The organism is Baekduia soli, from assembly GCF_007970665.1.
GTDB lineage: Bacteria > Actinomycetota > Thermoleophilia > Solirubrobacterales > Solirubrobacteraceae > Baekduia > Baekduia soli.
In genome coordinates, this window is sequence record NZ_CP042430.1 from 1956073 (window position 1) to 1974969 (window position 18897).

Annotated in this window: 23 protein-coding genes, 1 pseudogene and 1 riboswitch; of the genes and pseudogenes, 19 read left to right on the plus strand and 5 right to left on the minus strand. The window is 72.5% G+C overall.

Going from position 1 to position 18897, the window contains the following annotated elements; genetic code table 11:
- Nucleotides 1-10: 10 nt before the first annotated feature.
- Nucleotides 11-463 carry a ribose 5-phosphate isomerase B gene (gene rpiB, locus FSW04_RS09100; RefSeq protein WP_146918484.1) on the plus strand — a complete coding sequence of 151 codons (453 nt, stop codon included), beginning with the start codon at nucleotides 11-13 and terminating at the stop codon, nucleotides 461-463.
- Between the two features lie 6 nt (nucleotides 464-469).
- Nucleotides 470-554: riboswitch (ZMP/ZTP riboswitch) on the plus strand.
- 27 nt (nucleotides 555-581) lie between these two features.
- Entirely contained in the window at nucleotides 582-1874 is a 1293-nt protein-coding gene (gene glyA / locus FSW04_RS09105) for a serine hydroxymethyltransferase (protein WP_228431060.1), read from the plus strand.
- Between the two features lie 10 nt (nucleotides 1875-1884).
- On the opposite strand, the gene FSW04_RS09110 is transcribed toward glyA, so the two are convergent.
- Together FSW04_RS09110 and FSW04_RS09115 are read right to left on the minus strand one after the other, a co-directional pair.
- A complete protein-coding gene (locus FSW04_RS09110; RefSeq protein ID WP_146918486.1) occupies nucleotides 1885-2139 on the minus strand; it encodes a hypothetical protein in 255 nt (84 codons plus the stop codon).
- Between the two features lie 90 nt (nucleotides 2140-2229).
- Nucleotides 2230-3240, minus strand: a complete 1011-nt coding sequence (locus FSW04_RS09115; protein ID WP_146918488.1) for a glycosyltransferase — start codon at nucleotides 3238-3240, stop codon at nucleotides 2230-2232.
- Nucleotides 3241-3282: 42 nt separating this feature from the next.
- On the opposite strand from FSW04_RS09115, the gene FSW04_RS09120 reads away from it, so the two are divergent.
- Entirely contained in the window at nucleotides 3283-4446 is a 1164-nt protein-coding gene (locus FSW04_RS09120) for a glycosyltransferase family 4 protein (protein ID WP_146918490.1), read from the plus strand.
- Here the strand turns inward: FSW04_RS09120 and FSW04_RS09125 are convergent.
- Complete coding sequence (locus tag FSW04_RS09125) at nucleotides 4443-5084, minus strand: TetR/AcrR family transcriptional regulator (protein ID WP_146918492.1); 642 nt, start codon at nucleotides 5082-5084, stop codon at nucleotides 4443-4445. The two genes, FSW04_RS09120 and FSW04_RS09125, sit on opposite strands and share 4 nt — an antisense overlap.
- Before the next feature lie 86 nt (nucleotides 5085-5170).
- On the opposite strand from FSW04_RS09125, the gene FSW04_RS09130 reads away from it, so the two are divergent.
- The 16 genes and pseudogenes from FSW04_RS09130 (at nucleotide 5171) to atpC (ending at nucleotide 17273) form a co-directional block, all read left to right on the plus strand.
- Complete coding sequence (locus FSW04_RS09130; protein ID WP_146918494.1) at nucleotides 5171-6088, plus strand: ribonucleotide-diphosphate reductase subunit beta; 918 nt, start codon at nucleotides 5171-5173, stop codon at nucleotides 6086-6088.
- A 98-nt stretch (nucleotides 6089-6186) separates the two neighbouring features.
- On the plus strand, nucleotides 6187-7236 hold the full coding sequence (locus FSW04_RS09135; protein WP_146918496.1) for a hypothetical protein: 1050 nt from the start codon (nucleotides 6187-6189) through the stop codon (nucleotides 7234-7236).
- A gap of 300 nt (nucleotides 7237-7536) precedes the next feature.
- Complete coding sequence (locus FSW04_RS09140; RefSeq protein WP_146918498.1) at nucleotides 7537-7725, plus strand: hypothetical protein; 189 nt, start codon at nucleotides 7537-7539, stop codon at nucleotides 7723-7725.
- 80 nt (nucleotides 7726-7805) lie between these two features.
- Nucleotides 7806-8183 carry a cupin domain-containing protein gene (locus FSW04_RS09145; RefSeq protein ID WP_146918501.1) on the plus strand — a complete coding sequence of 126 codons (378 nt, stop codon included), beginning with the start codon at nucleotides 7806-7808 and terminating at the stop codon, nucleotides 8181-8183.
- Nucleotides 8180-8533: a hypothetical protein gene (locus FSW04_RS09150; protein ID WP_146918503.1), complete on the plus strand. Its 354-nt coding sequence runs from the start codon at nucleotides 8180-8182 to the stop codon at nucleotides 8531-8533. The genes FSW04_RS09145 and FSW04_RS09150 overlap by 4 nt, the downstream gene beginning before the upstream one ends.
- Nucleotides 8530-9126, plus strand: coding sequence for a hypothetical protein (locus FSW04_RS09155; protein ID WP_146918505.1), 597 nt, complete (start codon nucleotides 8530-8532; stop codon nucleotides 9124-9126). The genes FSW04_RS09150 and FSW04_RS09155 overlap by 4 nt, the downstream gene beginning before the upstream one ends.
- Before the next feature lie 9 nt (nucleotides 9127-9135).
- A complete protein-coding gene (locus FSW04_RS09160; RefSeq protein ID WP_228431062.1) occupies nucleotides 9136-9696 on the plus strand; it encodes a VOC family protein in 561 nt (186 codons plus the stop codon).
- Nucleotides 9697-10041: 345 nt separating this feature from the next.
- The gene (locus FSW04_RS09165) at nucleotides 10042-10407 is read left to right on the plus strand and encodes a hypothetical protein (RefSeq protein WP_146918507.1); all 366 of its coding nucleotides are present in this window, start codon (nucleotides 10042-10044) and stop codon (nucleotides 10405-10407) included.
- On the plus strand, nucleotides 10404-11294 hold the full coding sequence (gene atpB, locus FSW04_RS09170) for a F0F1 ATP synthase subunit A (protein ID WP_146918509.1): 891 nt from the start codon (nucleotides 10404-10406) through the stop codon (nucleotides 11292-11294). The genes FSW04_RS09165 and atpB overlap by 4 nt, the downstream gene beginning before the upstream one ends.
- Before the next feature lie 18 nt (nucleotides 11295-11312).
- Nucleotides 11313-11588, plus strand: a complete 276-nt coding sequence (atpE, locus tag FSW04_RS09175; protein ID WP_146918511.1) for an ATP synthase F0 subunit C — start codon at nucleotides 11313-11315, stop codon at nucleotides 11586-11588.
- Nucleotides 11589-11594: 6 nt separating this feature from the next.
- Nucleotides 11595-12149, plus strand: a complete 555-nt coding sequence (gene atpF / locus FSW04_RS09180) for a F0F1 ATP synthase subunit B (protein WP_146918513.1) — start codon at nucleotides 11595-11597, stop codon at nucleotides 12147-12149.
- Entirely contained in the window at nucleotides 12150-12680 is a 531-nt protein-coding gene (atpH, locus tag FSW04_RS09185; RefSeq protein WP_146918516.1) for an ATP synthase F1 subunit delta, read from the plus strand.
- A gap of 42 nt (nucleotides 12681-12722) precedes the next feature.
- On the plus strand, nucleotides 12723-14366 hold the full coding sequence (gene atpA, locus FSW04_RS09190) for a F0F1 ATP synthase subunit alpha (protein WP_146918518.1): 1644 nt from the start codon (nucleotides 12723-12725) through the stop codon (nucleotides 14364-14366).
- Nucleotides 14367-14453: 87 nt separating this feature from the next.
- Nucleotides 14454-15298: pseudogene (gene atpG / locus FSW04_RS28390) on the plus strand (ATP synthase F1 subunit gamma).
- A gap of 68 nt (nucleotides 15299-15366) precedes the next feature.
- The gene (atpD, locus tag FSW04_RS09200) at nucleotides 15367-16842 is read left to right on the plus strand and encodes a F0F1 ATP synthase subunit beta (RefSeq protein ID WP_146918521.1); all 1476 of its coding nucleotides are present in this window, start codon (nucleotides 15367-15369) and stop codon (nucleotides 16840-16842) included.
- The gene (gene atpC, locus FSW04_RS09205) at nucleotides 16842-17273 is read left to right on the plus strand and encodes an ATP synthase F1 subunit epsilon (protein WP_146918523.1); all 432 of its coding nucleotides are present in this window, start codon (nucleotides 16842-16844) and stop codon (nucleotides 17271-17273) included. The genes atpD and atpC overlap by 1 nt, the downstream gene beginning before the upstream one ends.
- Nucleotides 17274-17339: 66 nt before the next feature.
- Here the strand turns inward: atpC and FSW04_RS09210 are convergent, their stop codons facing one another.
- Both FSW04_RS09210 and FSW04_RS09215 read right to left on the minus strand, forming a co-directional pair.
- The gene (locus FSW04_RS09210) at nucleotides 17340-17627 is read right to left on the minus strand and encodes a hypothetical protein (protein WP_146918525.1); all 288 of its coding nucleotides are present in this window, start codon (nucleotides 17625-17627) and stop codon (nucleotides 17340-17342) included.
- Nucleotides 17628-17717: 90 nt separating this feature from the next.
- Nucleotides 17718-18836: a saccharopine dehydrogenase family protein gene (locus FSW04_RS09215; protein ID WP_146918527.1), complete on the minus strand. Its 1119-nt coding sequence runs from the start codon at nucleotides 18834-18836 to the stop codon at nucleotides 17718-17720.
- Nucleotides 18837-18897: the final 61 nt, after the last annotated feature.

Here is an 18897-nt window from a genome sequence, read left to right on the forward strand (position 1 = left end):
TCCGCTCGTCATGGTGATCGCCGTCGGCTCCGACCACGCGGGCTACCACCTGAAGGAGCACGTCAAGGCGGTCCTGGAGGCCGCCGGGCACGAGATCGTCGACGTCGGCACGGGCAGCCCGGACTCGGTCGACTACCCGGCCTTCGCCGAGCACGCGGCCCGGCTGGTCTCCGTCGGTGAGGCCGAGCGCGCGGTGCTGGCCTGCGGCTCGGGCGTCGGGGTCGCGATCGTGGCCAACAAGGTCCCGGGCGTGCGCGCCGTCAACGCCCACGACCCGTCCGAGGTCGAGATGGCGCGGCGCCACAACGACGCCAACACCGTGACGCTGTCCGGCGCGCGGCTGGCCCCCGACGAGGCCGACGCGATCGTCGAGCGCTTCCTGCGCACGGGCTTCGAGGGCGGCCGCCACGCCCGGCGCGTGTCCCAGATCGCCGAGCTCGACGGCTCCGCGGTCGGCTCCTGATACCGTCGGTCGGGTCGCGACTGGCGCCACGGGAGGAAGCGACCTCCGGGAAGCGACACCACGAGTCCCGCCGCGCGCCTGGGCACCCTTCGGATCCCCCAAAGAGGAGCAGCCCGCCGTGTCCACCGATCTGAGCCCCGACTTCTTCTCCCGGTCGCTGGCCGACGTCGATCCCGAGGTGGCCGAGGCCATCGGCCACGAGCTCGACCGCCAGCAGCGCACGCTGGAGATGATCGCCTCCGAGAACTTCGTGCCCCAGAGCATCCTCGAGTGCCAGGGCAGCGTGCTGACCAACAAGTACGCCGAGGGCTACCCCGGCCGGCGCTACTACGGCGGCTGCGAGTTCGTCGACGTCATCGAGCAGCTGGCCATCGACCGGGCCAAGGCGCTGTTCGGCGCCGAGCACGCCAACGTCCAGCCCCACGCGGGGGCCCAGGCCAACGCCGCCGTCTACCACGCGCTGCTGCAGCCGGGCGACACCATCATGGGCCTGGCGCTGCCCCACGGCGGCCACCTCAGCCACGGGATGAAGCTCAACGTGTCGGGTCGCCTGTACGACATCGCCCCCTACGAGGTCGACCGCGAGACGTCGCTCATCGACATGGACGAGGTGCAGCGCATCGCCAAGGAGCGCCGTCCGAAGCTGCTGCTAGCGGGCTGGTCGGCCTACCCGCGCCAGCTGGACTTCGCGCGCTTCCGCGCGATCGCCGACGAGGTCGGCGCGCTGCTCATGGTCGACATGGCGCACTTCGCCGGCCTCGTGGCCGCCGGGCTGCACCCCAACCCGGTGCAGCACGCCGACGTCGTCACCTCGACGGTGCACAAGACGCTGGGCGGCGCGCGCGGCGGGCTGATCCTCTGTCGCGAGGAGTACGCCAAGGCCATCAACTCGGCGGTGTTCCCGGGCCAGCAGGGGGGGCCGCTGGAGCACGTCATCGCCGGCAAGGCGGTCGCGTTCAAGATCGCCGCGACCGAGCTGTTCCGCGAGCGCCAGCAGCGCACGATCGAGGGCGCGCAGGCCGTCGCGGCCGCCATCATGGGCGCCGGCCACGGGGTCAACGTGCTGACCGGCGGCACGGACGTCCACCTCGCGCTCGTCGACCTCCGCGCGTCGGAGATCGACGGCCAGCAGTCCGAGGACCGCCTGCACGACATCGGCATCACGGTCAACCGCAACGCCGTGCCGTTCGACCCCCGGCCGCCCATGGTCACCAGCGGCCTGCGCGTCGGCACCGGAGCTCTGGCGACGCGCGGCCTGCAGGCCGAGGACTTCGCCGAGGTCGGCCAGATCATCGCCACGGCGCTGACCCCGGACCACCAGGCCCGGCGCGACGAGCTCGCCGATCGCGTCACCGCGATCGCCGACCGCTACCCGCTCTACGAGCAGCTCGGCGCGGGCGCGGCGGCCTGAGCCGAGGGGGCTAGGAGCAGCGCTCGGGCGGCGCGAGCGGCGCCGGGCGCGGGCGGGCGCGCACGGCGGCGACGGGCTCGCGCGCGCGGCGCGGCGCGAGGGCGGCGGCGACGCGGCGCAGCACGAGCGCGACCGGGACCGTGATGACCAGCGCACCGGTCAGCTCCGCGGGTCCCAGGCCGCCCAGCATGCCGGTCAGGCAGAAGAGGCCCGCGCTGATCAGCACGGCGCACAGCAGGACGATCGGATGTTCACGTCGGGACATCGCCCGGTCGTGCTTCCCGCGACCACCGACTCCGAATCACGGTCGTCAGGGGCCCGTCACGCGGACGCTGGACGGCCGCCCCGAGGGGTCTCAGCGGCCCACGGCGCGGGCCAGCACGGCGGCCATCCGGGCCGCCTGCCGCGCGCTGCCGTGCGCGCCGGCGGCCGCCCGCGCGGCCGGGTTGGGCGCCGGCATCGCCGCGGCCCGCGCGAGGCCCGCGACCAGGGCGGCGGGGTCGGCGGGGTCGACGAGCACGCCGGCCTCGGGGGTCACGAACTCCGGCGGACCGCCCTGCGTCGTGGCCACGACCGTGCGCTCCATCGCCATCGCCTCCAGCGCGGCCAGGCCGAACGGCTCGATCGCCGAGGGCTGGCAGAGCACGTCGCAGGCGGCCAGCCACGCCGGCACGGCGTCGTGGGCGACGCGGCCGGTGAGCATCACGCCCGGGCGGCCCTCGAGCTCGGCGCGCAGCGGCCCGTCGCCGACGTAGGTCAGCGAGCCGCGCCCGAGCGCCGCGAAGGCGTCGGCCAGCGCGACGACGTTCTTGCGCGCGATGAGCGCGCCGACGCACAGGAAGCGCGGATGGTCGCCCGGCCACGGCGCCGGCGCGACCGTGCCCGGGTCGAACTCGGCGAGGTCGACGCCGAGGTCGCAGACCTCGGGCTCCACGCCGGGGAAGTGCGCGGCCAGGCGCGCGGCGAGCCAGCGCGAGTTGGCGATCACCGCCGCGGCGCCGCGCACGACGGGCGCGGTCACGGCCCGGATCGCGCGGCGGTCGCAGTTGGCCACGTCCTGGCCGTGGGCCATGACGACCAGCGGCGCGTCGGCGGCCCGCGCGGCGGCCAGCCCCGCCGCGCCGGCCGGGAACAGGAAGTGGGCGAAGACGACGTCGGGGCGCCGTCGCCGCGCGGCGGCGACCGCGCGGCCGGCCAGCCGGGCGTACTTCAGCGGCGAGCCGCCGCGGCGCCCGATCGCCGCGACGTCGACCTCGTGGCCCTGCGCGCGCAGCTCACGGACCATGGGCACCAGGAAGCTGCCGAGCTCGGGGGTGGCGGCCGTCGGCCACATCTGGGTGACGAGGAGGATGCGCACGGCGGGCATCACAGCCTCCCACGCCGGGCCGATGCGTAGGCTCTGACGTCGATGACGCAGCTCGACGCGGTCTACGCGTTCGTCACCGCCTTCGCGGTGGCGGCGCTGCTCACGCCGCTGACGGCGCGCCTCGCCCGTCGTGTCGGGGCCATCGACCAGCCCAAGTCCCGCGGGCTCGGGCGCGACGCGACGCCGCTGCTGGGCGGCCTGGCCATCGGCGCGGGCGCGCTCGTGGCCGCGCTGATCTTCCTGGACCCGTCGGCGCGCACCCACGACCGGCTGCTGGGGATCCTCGGCGGCGCGCTGCTCATCACGGTCGTCGGGGCGGTCGACGACCGCTTCGACCTGCACCCGGCGGTCAAGCTGCTCGGGCAGGTCGCCGCCGCGGTCATCCCCGTGGCGGCGGGGGTCGAGGTCACCAACATCACGCTGCCCTTCGCCGGGGCGATCGACTTCGGCTCGGCCGGCGCGCCGGTGACGGTCGTCGGCCTCGTGGCGATGATGAACGTCGTCAACTTCTCCGACGGCGTCGACGGCCTGGCCGCCGGCGTCTGCGCGATCTCGGCGGTGGCCTTCAGCATCATCGCGTTCGACCTCGACCGCTCCTACGCCGCGATCCTCGCCGCGTGCACGGCGGGGGCGGCGACGGGCTTCCTGCTGCACAACTTCCCGCCCGCCTCGATCTACATGGGCGACACCGGCGCCAACCTGCTCGGGCTGCTGCTGGGCTGCATCGCGGTCGAGGGCGCGGTCAAGACCCAGGCGGTCCTGGCGCTCGTCTTCCCGCTCGTCGTGCTCGCGGTGCCGTTCCTGGACACGACGTTCGTGATCCTCAAGCGCATGAAGTACCGGCGCAAGGTCTACGTGGCCGACGCCAACCACTTCCACCACCGCCTCAGCCGCATCGGCTTCAGCGAGCGCCGGACGCTGGCCTACCTCTACGCCTGGACCCTGCTGCTCGGCGGGTTCGCCGTCGCGCTGCGGTTCATCCCGTACTCCGACCACCACGGCCACCTGCACACGGGATGGTCGGTCGTGGTCGCCGCGCTGGCGCTGCTCGTCGCCGCGGCCAGCGTGTACCTGGTCTACGTCCTGGAGATCGTCAAGCTCCGGCGGATCACGCGCCGCCGGCGCCCCGACGCCACCGAGGACGAGGTCGACGCCCACGTCGAGCGCACGATGGAGACCGGGGAGTTCGAGGCGCTCGGCCGCTAGGCGGAGCCCGGGGCGCCGCCGTAGACCGCGGCCAGGTAGATGTCGGCCACCGCGTCGATGAGCGGGCCGCCGGTGAGCGGCACGCCCTGGACCAGCTGCTGGTAGCAGGCGCGCTCCACCATCCACGTCAGCGCGAACGCCGTCGCGTGCGCGGCCTCCGGCGCCGTTCCCGGCGAGCGCGCCTCGATGCGCCGCGCGGTGGCGTCGACGAAGCGGTCGAGCAGGCCGCGCCAGAACGTGGCGATGTCGGGCTCATAGGTCGAGACCTCGACGATCGCACGGACGAGGACCCCGTGCTGCTCGTAGAGGGCGAAGATCCGCGCGAGCGCCTCGCGGATCATGACCTGCGGGTCGCCGCCGCCCGAGAACCAGATGTCGGCCTGGTCGTAGAGCTGCTCGGTGACGTCGGCGGCCAGGCGCATGAGCAGGTCGCGCTTGTCGCGGAAGTAGAAGTAGAACGCCGTGCGCGAGATGCCCGCGGCGGTCGCGATGCGCTCAACGTTGAGGTCGGCGTAGGACGACCCGCCGGCCAGCAACTCCTCGGTGGCGGCCAGCACCGCAGCCTGGACCTGGGCGCGCTTGGCCGTCGGGGGGCCCTCGCGATGGGCGACGGGTGAGGCCGTTCGTGGCTCGTCCATGGCCATCCCGGCACGATACCGGCCGCCGTTCGACACGCTGTCAGCTCGCGCTTGACAGGGTGTCAAGTCAGCGACAGGATGGCGCCATGGCCAGCCTGCTCGAGCTCACGTCCCAGGGCGACGTCGCCACGATCACCGACGAGTCCCAGCTGTCGAAGGTCGTCCTCATGACCCCCCAGCAGCTCTACGAGCTGTGGGAGCGCCAGCCCTGGCAGTCCTCGGCGATCGACTTCACCCAGGACCGCGAGGACTGGGCGGCGATGCCCGAGGCCGACAAGGACGACATCGTCTGGTTCCTCTCCTCGTTCTTCATCGGGGAGGAGCGGGTGGCCACGCAGTTCAACGGCCTGGTCGGCGCCTACGAGAGCCAGAGCGAGGAGCACTTCCTCACGACCCAGCAGGTCGACGAGGCGCGCCACGCCCAGCACTTCAACAACTTCTACGCGAAGGTCCTGGGCTACGACGGCAGCTTCGAGGATCGGCTGGAGCGGGCGCGCCGCGACCTCAACGAGCCGTTCAAGATCCTCTTCGACGACGTCCTGGTCGACGCGAACCGCCGCCTGCTGGAGGACCCGACCGACCTCGAGGCCAAGGTCGACTTCGTCACGACCTACCACATGGTCATCGAGGGCACGCTCGCGCTGACCGGCCAGGACACCCTGACCCGGATCCTCGAGCGCGACGGCATCCTGCCCGGGTTCCTGGAGGGCTTCCGCCGGATCTCCACCGACGAGCATCGCCACGTCGCCTACGGGACCTGGTTCCTGCAGCAGAAGGCGCGCGACCCCGCGCTGCGCCGCCGCATCCAGTCCACGCTGGCCGAGCTCATCCCCATCGCCGCCGGCGTCCTGACGCCCGTGGGCGTCGAGGTGGGGGAGCCCTACGAGCTGCTCGGCGTCGCCAGCGACGAGGTCCACGGGTTCGCCTTCCGGGCGCTCACCCGGCGGCTGAAGGTCATCGGCGTCTCGCTGGCCCCCGCCGAGGGCGACGCGCTGCGCGCGTAGCGCCCGTCGCGCCGTCCGGGGTCGGACGTACGGCCGCCCCGGCCGCGGGCCGCACCCCGAAGGGGTGGGGGCTGCGCATTTCCATCGACGCCAACCGGATGAGCGCGAAGACCACGCGGCTGCTCGACGCGGCCCGGCCGGCGCCCAACGTGCTCCGGGGCGTCATCACCCGCGCGGCGGCCGCGCAGGCCGACGCCCGCGGCGCCCGGCGCCGACCCCAGCCGCACGCCGCCCCGGGACGTGGCAGCCTTGGGGCGATGCCCGGCCGCCTGCTCGCGCTCCTGCTGCTGACCCTGGCCGTCGCGCTGCCCGCCGCCGCGGCCCAGGCCCGGCCGGCGGTGGGCATCGCCGACAACAAGGCCGAGATGTTCGGCGACCTGCGCTTCCAGGCGCTGCACGTGCGCCTCGCCCGGATCATGATCTCCTACGACGCGCTGCACGACCCGGTGCAGAAGCCCGGGCTCGACGCCTGGATGGCGGGGGCCAGGGCCACCGGGGTGCGCCCGCTGGTGACGTTCACGCGGTCGCGCCGGCGCACGTCGTACAACCCGTCGGCGGCGCAGATGGCCAAGTCGCTGAAGGACTTCCGCGCGCGCTACCCGTTCCTGAAGGAGTTCGCCACGTGGAACGAGGCGAACATCAACAAGCGCCCCGAGACCGTCGCCCGCTGGTGGCAGGCGATGCGCCGGGCGTGCCCGACCTGCACGGTCCTCGGCGCCGACCTGCTGGACCGCGCCAACGTCGGGACCTGGGCGCGGCGCTTCGTGAAGGCCGCGGGGCGCACGCCGAAGGCGTGGGGGCTGCACAACTACACCGACGCCAACCTGCTGCGCACGACCGGCACGCGCAGGCTTCTGCGGGCGGTGAAGGGCGCCGTGTGGTTCACGGAGACCGGCGGCGTCGTCAGCCGGCACAACGGCTCGGGCGTGACCTTCCCCACGTCGGCCGCGCACGCGGCCGTCGTGACCAAGTTCGTGTTCTCGACGCTCGCACGGGTGAGTCCCAGGGTCCAGCGCGTCTACCTGTACCACTGGAACACGGGACGGGGCGACGCCCGCACGTGGGACTCCGGGCTCATCGCGCCCGACGGCAACCCGCGGCCGGCGCTCGCGGTGCTCCAGCGCCTGCTGGGCGTGAAGGTCGGTTAGCCGCACTTGCCACCGCTGAGGGCCGTTGCTAGGGTCCTGCGGACTTCTCCTACAGGTCCGAATCGAAGACCTACACCTTGGAGGAGGGACCGTCTCATGCGAGCCGCTCGACGCGACATCACCACGATGAAGTCCCCGGAGACCACGCTCTCCGGTGCGCTTCGTCACGCGCCGTCCACGCTCGCGAACCGGTCGTAGTCCTGATCCGTCGCGGGCGTCCATCGCCCGCAGACCCGTCGCCGTCAGGCCCCTGATCTCGGGCGATGGCCCCTTCACCCACACCGAAGGAGCCTCACCCCCATGCTGTACCTGCTGCAGTCCGACTACGCCACGGCGGCCACTGCGCGCACGCGTCCCGACGCGCGCCACAGAGTCCACGCCCGGCGCAGCCAACCTCCCCCGGGCCGCGTGCGCGCCCGGGCCGCCCGCGTCCTGGTGCGCGCCGCGGGCCGCCTGGACCGCGAGGCGGTCCAGCGGGTCCCGGCCTAGCGGGCCGGGACGTCCGGACCCGGCCGATGGGGGCGCCCGTGCGGCGCTCCCGCCGGCCGCGCCGGGTACCGTTGGCCGCGATGCACCTGGGGAACCTGGCCGAGCAGCAGCCGTTCACGACGCTCGACGGATCGACGATCCGCGAGATCGCCGGGCGCGCGACCCTGCCCTCGCGGCACCAGAGCCTCGCCGAGGCCACCGTCCCGGCCGGCACGTCGACGATCGCCCACCTGCACCGCGCCTCCGAGGAGCTGTACTTCTTCACGGCGGGCACCGGCCGCCTGCGGATCGGCGGCGAGGAGCGCGCCGTCGGCCCGGGCGACTGCGCCGTGATCCCGCCGGGCACCGAGCACCATCTCGTCAACGACGGCGACGAGCCCCTGGTGCTGCTCTGCTGCTGCGCACCGCCCTACTCGCACGAGGACACCGTCCTCACCGGGCCGGCCGGGGCCGGGTGACGCGCCTGCGCGGGCTCCTGGTCGCCGGCCTCCTGCTGGCCTCTTTCGTCGTGGCCGCGCCCGCCGGGGCGCTCGTCGTCGGCATCGGCGACCAGAAGCCCGACATGTTCGCCGACCCGCGGTTCGCGGCGATGCAGATCCGCTACGCGCGCATCGCCGTCTCGTGGGACGTCCTGCAGAACGCGTGGGAGCGCGACGCGCTGGACCAGTGGCTCGGCGCGGCCCGGGCCGCGGGCGTCACGCCCCTGGTCGGCTTCACCCATGCCCGCGGCGACCGCCGGCGCGTCCTGCCGACCCCGAGCGCTACAAGTACGAGTTCCGCCTGTTCCGGGCGCGCTACCCGTGGGTGACGACGTTCGCCACGTGGAACGAGGCCAACCACTGCGGGGAGCCGACGTGCCACCGAGCCCCGCTCGTCGCCGCCTATTACCGCGCGCTGAGGCGGGAGTGCCCGTCGTGCACGATCCTGGCCGCCGAGGTCCTGGACATGCCGAACATGGCCTCGTGGGTCGACCGGTTCCAGAAGGCGCTCGGGCACCGGCCGCGGCTCTGGGGGCTGCACAACTACCTCGACGCCAACCGGATGCGCACGAGCGGCACCCGCGCGCTGCTGCGTCGCACCGTGGGGCGCGTCTGGTTCACCGAGACCGGGGGGATCGTGCGGCGGCGCAACCGCAGCACGGTGGACTTCCCCGAGTCGCCCGCCCACGCGGCGGCCGCGACGCGCTGGGTCTTCCAGCGGCTCGTGCCGCTGAGCCGGCGGATCACCCGCGTCTACCTCTACCAGTGGAACGCGGCCGCCCACGACACCTGGGACTCCGGGCTCATCGACCCGCGCGGCCGGGCGCGCCCGGCCCTCGGCGTCGTGCGCAACGCGCTGCGCGCCGCCGCCGAGCGCCGCCGGGCGCGGATCCTGGCCCGGGCGTCGCCGCCGTCGCGGTAGGTTCGCGGCATGACCGCAGGCAACCAGGGCGGCATGCGGCCCACGCAGGCCGCGCCGCGCCCCATCGACCCCGGCGTGCGCATCGGCCACGTGCACCTGCGCACCGCCGACATCGACCGCGTCCGCGACTTCTACGTCGGCGTGCTGGGCTTCGACGTGGTGGCCGAGGCCCGCGACGTCCCGGGGTGGGGGACCACGGGCGACATCCTGTTCATCTCGGCGGGCGGCTACCACCACCACCTGGGCTTCAACACGTGGAAGTCCAAGGACGGCGGCCCGCAGCCCGACGGCGTCACCGGCCTGCACCACGTCGCGCTGAACTACCCCACGCGCGCCGGGCTCGCCGACGCCGTGCGGCGCCTTCAGGAGGCCGGCTGGCCGCTGCGCCAGCTGTCGGACCACGGCACGCACGAGGCCGTCTACCTCTCCGACCCCGACGGCAACGACCTGGAGCTGGCCTGGGACCGTCCCGTGGCGGACTGGCCGACCGACGCCGACGGCCATGTCGCGATGGGGTTCGGCGACCTCGACCTCGAGGATCTGCTCCGGGAGCCGCCGCCGGCGGCCTGAGCCCGCGCACCGGAGGCCCCTCCGGGTCTCCGCGTTCTTGCGCCCCCTGTCACGAAGTTGTTACAAAGTTCGCAACTCAGGTAGGCTGCGCCCTGCCGCCAAGGAGGCAAGGGTCCTCGCCTCCGGAAGGGTCGCCGTCGCACTGTCCGCGTCGGCGTTCCAAGCCAGGTTGACCAGGTCCGCTTCAGGGGCGGCCTGATCCATGCACGACCCCGACGATCTCCGAAAGCCCGACCGACGCCTGCGTCCGTCCACGCCGCCCATGCGGCGAGGCCGCTGCGCGGCCGCCCGCCGCCCCGTGCGGTGCGCCACGCCGTGCATCCGGCGCATCCGGGGGTGCGGTCGATGAACGCGATGCGCTTCCTCGACCTCTTCATCGTCGTGGTCACCGCGCCGGTCGCCGTGCTCCTCGGCGCCCCTGCACTCGGCACCCTGGTCGGGGCCGCGGCATGGGTCATCCAGCGCCTGGCGGCGCTCGCGGTGCAGGCCCAGGCCCGGCGCACCGAGAACGTCCGCGCGGCCGTCGGCCTCAACCTCGCGGCGGCATTCGGACGCGCGTGGCTCGTTGCGCTTACCATCCTGGCCGTCGGCCTGGCCGGTCACCGCAACGACGGCCTCGCCGCTGCGGTGCTCACGCTCGTCGCCTTCACCATCTACTTCGCCACCTCGCTCGCCGTCCGCTCGCTCGAGAGGAGCTCTGCCCCCTCATGACCCGCCGCGCCAAGGTGCTGACCGGCTTCGGTCTGTACATCCTCATCATCGTCGTCGTGGTGCTCGCGACGGGCTGGTCCCGCAGCGACAACACGGCGTTCCAGCCCCAGAACGAGTTCAAGCTCGACACGCTGTTCTCGATCGGGTCGCTGCACGTCAACAAGGCGCACCTCTACATCCTGGCCGCGGCGATCCTCATGGTCGGGACGATGATCTACATCGCCCGCCGCATGCAGCAGCGGCCCAACAAGGTGCAGACGGCGGTCGAGCTGCTCTTCGGGCTGATGCGCGACAACATCACGCGCGGCAACATGTCCGACCGGATGGCGGCGCGCTGGTTCCCGTTCGTGGGCGCGCTCTTCCTCTTCATATGGTTCTCGAACCTGATCGGCTACATCCCGCTGCCGACCAACATCGAGCACAAGGTCGACATCCTCGGGGTCAAGGTCCCGGCCTTCGCCCTGTACGCGGCGACCGCGAACCTGTCGGTCCCGCTCGTGCTCGCCCTCGTCGTGTTCATCGCCTACAACGCCGTGGGCGTCAAGAACAAGGGCCTCGTGGGCTACCTGAAGAGCTTCATCCCCGCCGGCGTGCCCAACGGCATGAAGCCGTTCATCTTCGTCCTGGAGTTCGCGTCGAACTTCATGCGGCTCATCTCGCTCTCCGTACGTCTCTTCGCCAACATCCTCGCCGGCCACCTGATCATCCTGTTCATGGGCGGCGCGCTCGCCGTGATCCTGGGGATCGCGGCGCTGGGCGTGATCACCATCCCGCTGGCGATCGTGCTCTTCGTGTTCGAGGTCGGCCTGGTCGCCACGCTTCAGGCCTTCATCTTCGCCACCCTTACTGCCATCTACCTCGGCGGCGCTGCCTCCGAGGCTCACTAGGAACCCCAAGGAGACACCGTGGACCTCGCTGTCATCGACATCCTCGCCCAGGCCGCCAGCCCGGACAACGGCCAGAAGGCCGGCCGCGCGATCGCCCTCGGCGTCGGCGGTGGACTCGGCGCCGTGGGCGCCGGCATCGGCATCGGCCAGATCTTCAGCTCGGTCATCGAGTCGGTCACCCGCCAGCCCGAGATGCGGGACGAGATCACGAGCATCCAGTGGCTGGGCTTCGCCCTGACCGAGGCGTGCTTCTTCTACGGCCTGGTCGCGGGCCTCATCGCGTTCTTCCTCTAGGCCGCGATGCTCGCAACCCTGCCCATCGCCGCCTCGGAGAGCTCGGGCGGCAGCTTCCTCGTCCAGCCCGGCATCGGGCTGATGGTGTGGACGCTGATCGTCTTCGGGGTCTCGCTGCTACTCCTGTGGAGGCTCGCCTTCCCGGCGATCTCCGAGGCCCTCGAGAAGCGCCAGAAGCTCATCGAGGAGTCGATCGACTCCGCCCAGCGCACCAAGACCGAGGCCGAGGATCTGCTCACGGAGTACCGCGAGCGCCTCAAGGAGGCCCGTGCGCAGGCCGAGGAGATCGTCACCCGCGCCCGCAAGGCGGGGGAGACGCACGAGCGTGAGAGCCTCGAGGCCGCCAAGGTCTCGCGGGAGGAGCTGCTCGCGCAGACCCGCCGCGACATCGAGGCCGAGACCCGCCGCGCCATCCAGGAGATCCGCCGCGAGGTGGCCGACCTGACCGTCGCCGCGACCGAGCGCGTCACGCGCAAGACCCTCAACGAGGACGATCAGCGCCGTCTCGTCGAGGAGGCGCTGTCGGAGCTCGACTTCACGGCCCTGGGGGAGCGCCGCTAGATGGAGGAGATCGCCCAGGTCTACGCCCGGTCCCTCTTCGAGGTGGCCAAGGAGCAGGGCAAGCTCGACGTGGCGCGCGAGCAGCTCGGCCAGTTCGCCGACGCGCTCGACGCCAACCGCGAGCTGTCGATCTTCTTCTTCTCGCCGTACTTCTCCACGACGGAGAAGAAGGACCACCTGGGCCGCCTGCTCGAGGACGTCGACCCCACGGTCGGCAACTTCCTCGCGCTGCTCGTCGAGAACCACCGCATGCCGGCCGTCTTCCGCCTCCGCCGCGCCTTCGAGCGCCTCTGGGAGCAGGAGAACAAGCTGCTGCCGGTGACGATCACCTCCGCGGTCACGCTCGACGAGGCCACGGTCAAGAGCATCGGCGACGCCATCGGCCGGCAGACCGGCCAGCAGGTCCAGCTCACCACGAACGTGGACCCCGACGTCCTGGGCGGCCTCGTCGTCCGCGTCGGCAACTCCATCCTCGACGCCTCCATCCGCAACCGACTCGAGAACCTCCGTCGCAGCGTGGCGCGCGCGTAGCGCCCCCGCACCGAGCCGTCACACCAAGGAACTGAAACCCGCATGCAGATCAAGCCCGACGAGATCACCTCCATCCTGAAGTCCCGCATCGAGGGCCTCGACCAGGGGCAGGCCGAGCTGACCGAGGTCGGCACCGTCCTGTCGGTCGCGGACGGCATCGCCCGCATCCACGGGCTCGAGAACTGCATGTCGTTCGAGATGCTCGAGCTGCCCCACGACGTGACGGGCCTGGCCCTGAACCTCGAGTCCGACAACGTCGGCGCCGTGCTCTTCGGCCCGTGGGAGAAGATCGTCGAGGGCGACACGGTCAAGCGCACCGGCCACCTCCTCGACATCCCCGTCGGCGAGCAGATGCTCGGCCGCATCGTCTCCCCGCTGGGCATCGCGCTCGACGGCAAGGGCGACATCGAGGTCACCGAGCGCCGCCCGGCCGAGTTCAAGGCCCCCGGCGTCGTGCAGCGCCAGCCGGTGACCGAGCCGATGCAGACCGGCCTCAAGGCCGTCGACTCGATGATCCCGATCGGCCGTGGCCAGCGCGAGCTGATCATCGGCGACCGCCAGACCGGCAAGACCGCGATCGCGATCGACACGATCATCAACAACAAGGACTCCGACCTCGTCTTCGTCTACGTCGCGATCGGCCAGCGCATGGCCACGGTCGTCGGCATCGCCGAGACGCTGGCCGAGGCCGGCGCGCTGGACAAGGTCATCATCGTGGCCGCCTCCGCCGACGAGGCCGCGCCCATCAAGTTCCTGGCCCCCTACGCGGGCGCCGCGATGGGCGAGTACTTCCTCTACAAGGGCGGCCACGCCGTCGCGATCTACGACGACCTCACCAAGCACGCGTTCGCCTACCGGCAGATGTCGCTGCTCCTGCGCCGCCCGCCGGGCCGCGAGGCGTACCCGGGCGACGTCTTCTACCTGCACAGCCGCCTGCTCGAGCGCGCCGTCAAGCTGTCCGACGCCCTCGGTGGCGGGTCGATGACGGCCCTCCCGGTCATCGAGACGCAGGCCGGCGACGTGTCGGCCTACATCCCGACGAACGTCATCTCGATCACCGACGGCCAGATCTTCCTGGAGCCCAAGCTCTTCAACTCGGGCGTGCGCCCCGCCATCAACGTGGGCATCTCCGTGTCACGCGTCGGCGGCAACGCGCAGATCAGCCCGATGAAGAAGGTCGCCGGCCGCCTGAAGATCGAGCTGTCGCAGTACCGCGACCTCGAGGCCTTCGCGCAGTTCGGCTCCGACCTGGACCCCGACACCCAGCGCACGCTGGCCCGCGGCGCCCGCCTGGTCAAGACGCTCAACCAGAACGAGCGCGAGCCGCTGGCCGTCGGCCTGCAGGTCGTCCAGGTCTACGCCGCGACGAACGGCTTCCTGGACCGCATCGACGTCGACCGCGTCGACGAGTTCCTCGTCGGCCTCACCCAGCGGGTGCAGTCCGAGGACCGCGCGCTGGTCGACAAGATCGCCGGCGGCGACTGGTCCGACGAGACGCAGGACGGCCTGAAGAAGCTCATCGCCACGTACGCCGACGACTTCGGCTACGACCTCGACGAGGAGGGCCAGCCGCTGGCCGAGGGCGAGAGCGACCGCATCGTCTCGCGCCCCGCCGCCACCAACGGCGCCGGCGAGCCCGGCGCGGAGTCCGAGGCCCAGGAGGAGGCCGCCGGGGCCGCCGCCTAGGCGCGCGCTCCCGGCCCCACCATGTCGCAGCGCGACGTCAAGAACCGGATCGCCTCGGTCCAGAACATCCGCAAGATCACGCGGGCGATGGAGATGGTCGCCGCCGCCCGCCTGCGTCGCGCGGAGCAGCGCATCGAGCACCTGCGCCCGTACGCGGGCGCCATCCGCCGCATGACCCGCCAGGCGGCCGAGGCCGCCGGCGGGGAGATCGGCTCGCTGCCCATCCTCAAGGAGCACGAGAGCGAGCAGCGCGTCGCGATCCTGCTCGTCACGGCCGACCGCGGCCTGGCCGGCGCGTTCAACTCGCAGATCATCCGCGCGGGGATCCGCGCGGCGCTGGCCTACGAGGAGCAGGGCAAGCAGGTCGTCTTCTCGGCCACCGGCCGGCGCGGCGTGTCCTCGCTGACCTTCCGCGGGCGCGAGCCCGAGGGGCCTACACCGGCTTCACCGACCGGCCCGCCTACGCGAACGCCCGCGAGGTCGCCGAGGGCCTCATGGCCGCCTACATCGACGGCAAGGTCGACCGCGTCGAGGTCTTCTACAACGGCTACGTGTCGCCGCTGGTGCAGGAGGTGCGGCGCGAGACGCTGCTGCCGCTGCAGCAGGCGACGATCCTCGACAGCGGCGACGACGAGCAGGACGTCGGCGAGGCCGAAGGCCACGGTGAGCAGCACGCGCTGGTCGAGTACGAGCCCGACCCCGCCGTCATCCTCGAGCGCCTCGTGCCCGACTACGTGGAGATCTCGATCTTCCGCGCGCTGCTCGAGTCCACCGCGTCCGAGCACGGCGCGCGGATGACCGCCATGCGCAACGCGTCCGAGAATGCCGCGGTCGTCATCGACGACCTCACCCTGGAGATGAACCGCGCACGGCAGGCGGAGATCACCCAGGAGATCATGGAAGTCGTCGGCGGTGCGGAGGCACTGACCTGATGAACCACCGAGTGCGCGGCGCAGAAGCGCTCACCTAAGTTTCGAACGTCCCAGGAGAACCAGAGACCATGGAAGCCAGCACCACCGAGCGCCCCCAGGGGGCCACGACCGACGTCAAGAACGTCGGCCGCATCGAGGAGATCCAGGGCGTCGTCATCGAGGCCGTCTTCCCCGACGAGCTGCCCGAGATCTACAGCGCCATCCGCGTCAAGCTGCCCGACGCCGCCAAGGCCGAGGAGGGCGCATCGTCCGAGCACGACGCCGAGTGGCTCGTCTGCGAGGTGCAGCAGCACCTCGGCGACGACCGCGTCCGCGCGGTCGCCATGGACACCACCGACGGCCTCGCCCGCGGCATGGAGATCGAGGACACCGGCGGGCCGATCTCGGTCCCCGTCGGCGAGATGACCCTCGGCCGCATCTTCAACGTCCTGGGCGACGTGATCGACGAGGGCGAGCCGCTCGTGGTCAAGGACCGCTGGCCGATCCACCGCTCGGCCCCGACCGTCGAGAACCTGACCCCGACGACCGAGATGTTCGAGACCGGCATCAAGGTCATCGACCTGCTCGCGCCCTACGCCAAGGGCGGCAAGGTCGGCCTGTTCGGCGGCGCCGGCGTCGGCAAGACCGTCCTCATCCAGGAGCTCATCCACAACCTGGCGTCCGAGCACGGCGGCCTGTCGGCCTTCTGCGGCGTCGGCGAGCGCTCCCGCGAGGGCAACGACCTCTGGCTGGAGATGACCGAGTCCGGCGTCATCGACAAGACGATGATGGTCTTCGGCCAGATGAACGAGCCCCCCGGAGCCCGCATGCGCGTGGCCCTGACCGGCCTGACGATGGCGGAGTACTTCCGCGACCAGGGCGGCCAGGACGTGCTCCTGTTCATCGACAACATCTTCCGCTTCGTGCAGGCGGGCTCCGAGGTCTCCGCCCTCCTGGGCCGGATGCCGTCGCAGGTGGGCTACCAGCCGACGCTGGAGTCCGAGATGGGCCAGCTGCAGGAGCGCATCACCTCGACGCGCAGCGGCTCGGTCACCTCGGTGCAGGCGATCTACGTCCCGGCCGACGACCTCACCGACCCGGCCCCCGCCTCGGTGTTCGCCCACCTCAACGCCACGACGACGCTGTCGCGCTCCATCTCGGAGAAGGGCATCTACCCGGCCGTCGACCCGCTGGACTCGACCTCGACGATCCTCAAGCCCGACATCCTCGGCGAGGAGCACTACAACGTCGCCAACCAGGTCAAGGCGATCCTGCAGCGCTACAAGGAGCTGCAGGACATCATCGCCATCCTCGGCATCGACGAGCTCTCCGACGAGGACAAGATCACCGTCCAGCGCGCGCGCAAGATCGAGCGCTTCCTGAGCCAGCCGTTCAACGTCGCCGAGCAGTTCACCGGCACGCCGGGCGCCTACGTGCCGATCGCCGACACGATCCGCTCGTTCAAGGAGATCCTCAACGGCGACCACGACGACCTCCCCGAGTCCGCCTTCCTGCTCAAGGGCACGATCGAGGACGTGGTGGCCGCCGCCAAGGGCGACAGGTAGTGGCCCGGACGACGTTCACCGCCGAGGTCCTCACCCCCGAGGGGGAGGTCTTCAACGGCGAGGTGGAGATGGTCTCCACGCGCACATCGGTCGGCTCCATCGGCATCCTGGCCAACCATGCGCCGCTGCTCGGCATGCTCGAGCCGACCGAGCTGCGCCTCTACCGCAGCGAGAGCGACATCGTCGCCCTCGCCCAGGGCGAGGGCTACGTGCAGGTCGGAGACAACCGCGTGCTCATCCTCGTCGAGGAGGCCGTGGACCCGTCCACGCTCAACGCCTCCGAGCTGCAGGAGAAGCTGCGCACGGCCGAGCGCGAGCTCGAGGCGGCCGACGCCGGCTCGGAGGCCGCGCGCGTCGCGGCGCGCGACAAGCGCCGCACCGAGGCCTTCCTGCGCCTGGCGCAGGCCGGCCGCGCCTCCGCTGAGCACTAGCCGCCCGCGCGGCGGCCCACGTCTGACCCGGGAGCCGGCCCTGTGCCGGCTCTCGCCGTCGCCGGGCTAGCCGCCGTCGCCGAGCTCGTCGGGCCGGCGTGCGACCTCGACGGTCTCGATCGCCGCCTCGATCTCGGCCGTCGCCCGGTGGTAGCCGGCCTCGAGCGCCTCGAGCTCGGCGTCCTCGTGGACGCCGACGGCCAGGCGCCCGCAGTTCTTGCACTCCAGCGCGAGGAGGTAGAGCCCCTCGTCGACGAGGTCCAGCAGCGCGACCGGCACCACGAAGGGCCGCGCGCACTCGACGCACACCTCGAGGCCGGGAGGCCCGGTGCGGTGGTGTCGATCGTGGTCCATGACCCCTTGAACGACGGGTCGCCCGGGAACTTGCGGTCGGGTGGACCGTTGATCGAATCCGGCCGGTCCAGCTCCCGGTGCATCGTGTGGTCATGCGATCCGGCGCAATCCAGCCGCCTGTACGCCTACGGACAGCGCATCCAGCCCGAAGGCCTCCACCGGGCCCAGCGCGCCCGCGCCTCGCGCCCGGCCCGCGGCCACGGCGTGAGCGCCCCAGGCGAGCATGCCCGCGGTGAAGTCGTAGCCGTTGACGCCCTCGAGCACGGCGGTGGCCAGCAGCCGGTGGCCGGCGTCGCGCGCCTCGGCCACGACGTAGGAGCCGCTGAGCGCCCGGGCCTCCGGGCCCGGGCCGCCCGAGCTGCCGGTGACGACCCTGCCCAGCGCCGTGCCCAGGACCTCGCGCACGCCCGGGACGCGGGTGAGCAGGGCCGTGGCCGCCGAGACGGCGCGCACCGCGTCCGACGCCCCGCCGAACCAGCCCAGGAAGACGTCGACATCGCGGAGGCCCGGGTAGGAGCGGGGGAGGGCGAAGTGCTCGGTCGAGCCGGCCGAGATGGCCCGCCGGGCCTTGCCCTTGACGCCGAAGGACCGCGCCCGGGCGCCGCCGCGCTCGCCGACCAGGCGGCCGCCGCGGAACGCGAAGGACGGCCCGAGCAGGACGCCCGCCGCCGACGCGCGGGTGCCGCCGCTCATCGCCGACGGGCCCATCGCGCCGCCCGTGGTGAAGTAGCCGATCTGGACCTGCACGGCGCCCTCGCCCGCCTCGCGCAGCGCCAGCGCCCCGGCGAGGTTGCCGGGTACCCAGTCATAGCCCATGGCCGTCAGCAGGACCGAGCCGGCCGCGGCCGCGCGCGGCCCCCAGGACGCGAACACGCGCCGGATGAACGGCGCCTCGCCCGTGGAGTCCAGGTAGTGGGCGCCGGCGTCGATCGCCGCCTCCACCGCGGGCGCGCCCAGGCGCGTGAAGGGGCCGACGGTCGACACGAGCACGTCGCCGGCCTCCAGCAGGGCGCGTACGGCGGCGGTGCCCTGCGGCCCGCCGACGTCGGCCACCGCCCAGTCCAGGCCGCCGAGCCCGTCGGCCAGCGCGCGGACGCGGTCGGCGTCGCGGCCGGCGAGCACCGGCCGCTCGCCGCGACCGGCCAGCTCGCGGGCGGTGAGCTCCCCGGTGTAGCCCGTGGCGCCGAGCAGGACGATGCGGCCGGCCATCGACAGAACCTACCGCCGCGTGCGGTGGCGCACGCCCGGTGCCCTGCGCCCCGGCGCCCCC

Coding starts and splice junctions, on each gene's coding strand:
- rpiB (WP_146918484.1), top strand. CDS start 11: ATGGTGATCGCCGTCGGCTCCGACCACGCGGGCTACCACCTGAAGGAG.
- FSW04_RS09110 (WP_146918486.1), bottom strand. CDS start 2,139: ATGTCCCGACGTGAACATCCGATCGTCCTGCTGTGCGCCGTGCTGATC.
- FSW04_RS09115 (WP_146918488.1), bottom strand. CDS start 3,240: ATGCCCGCCGTGCGCATCCTCCTCGTCACCCAGATGTGGCCGACGGCC.
- FSW04_RS09120 (WP_146918490.1), top strand. CDS start 3,283: ATGACGCAGCTCGACGCGGTCTACGCGTTCGTCACCGCCTTCGCGGTG.
- FSW04_RS09125 (WP_146918492.1), bottom strand. CDS start 5,084: ATGGACGAGCCACGAACGGCCTCACCCGTCGCCCATCGCGAGGGCCCC.
- FSW04_RS09130 (WP_146918494.1), top strand. CDS start 5,171: ATGGCCAGCCTGCTCGAGCTCACGTCCCAGGGCGACGTCGCCACGATC.
- FSW04_RS09135 (WP_146918496.1), top strand. CDS start 6,187: ATGAGCGCGAAGACCACGCGGCTGCTCGACGCGGCCCGGCCGGCGCCC.
- FSW04_RS09140 (WP_146918498.1), top strand. CDS start 7,537: ATGCTGTACCTGCTGCAGTCCGACTACGCCACGGCGGCCACTGCGCGC.
- FSW04_RS09145 (WP_146918501.1), top strand. CDS start 7,806: ATGCACCTGGGGAACCTGGCCGAGCAGCAGCCGTTCACGACGCTCGAC.
- FSW04_RS09160 (WP_228431062.1), top strand. CDS start 9,136: ATGACCGCAGGCAACCAGGGCGGCATGCGGCCCACGCAGGCCGCGCCG.
- FSW04_RS09165 (WP_146918507.1), top strand. CDS start 10,042: ATGAACGCGATGCGCTTCCTCGACCTCTTCATCGTCGTGGTCACCGCG.
- atpB (WP_146918509.1), top strand. CDS start 10,404: ATGACCCGCCGCGCCAAGGTGCTGACCGGCTTCGGTCTGTACATCCTC.
- atpF (WP_146918513.1), top strand. CDS start 11,595: ATGCTCGCAACCCTGCCCATCGCCGCCTCGGAGAGCTCGGGCGGCAGC.
- atpH (WP_146918516.1), top strand. CDS start 12,150: ATGGAGGAGATCGCCCAGGTCTACGCCCGGTCCCTCTTCGAGGTGGCC.
- atpA (WP_146918518.1), top strand. CDS start 12,723: ATGCAGATCAAGCCCGACGAGATCACCTCCATCCTGAAGTCCCGCATC.
- atpD (WP_146918521.1), top strand. CDS start 15,367: ATGGAAGCCAGCACCACCGAGCGCCCCCAGGGGGCCACGACCGACGTC.
- FSW04_RS09210 (WP_146918525.1), bottom strand. CDS start 17,627: ATGGACCACGATCGACACCACCGCACCGGGCCTCCCGGCCTCGAGGTG.
- FSW04_RS09215 (WP_146918527.1), bottom strand. CDS start 18,836: ATGGCCGGCCGCATCGTCCTGCTCGGCGCCACGGGCTACACCGGGGAG.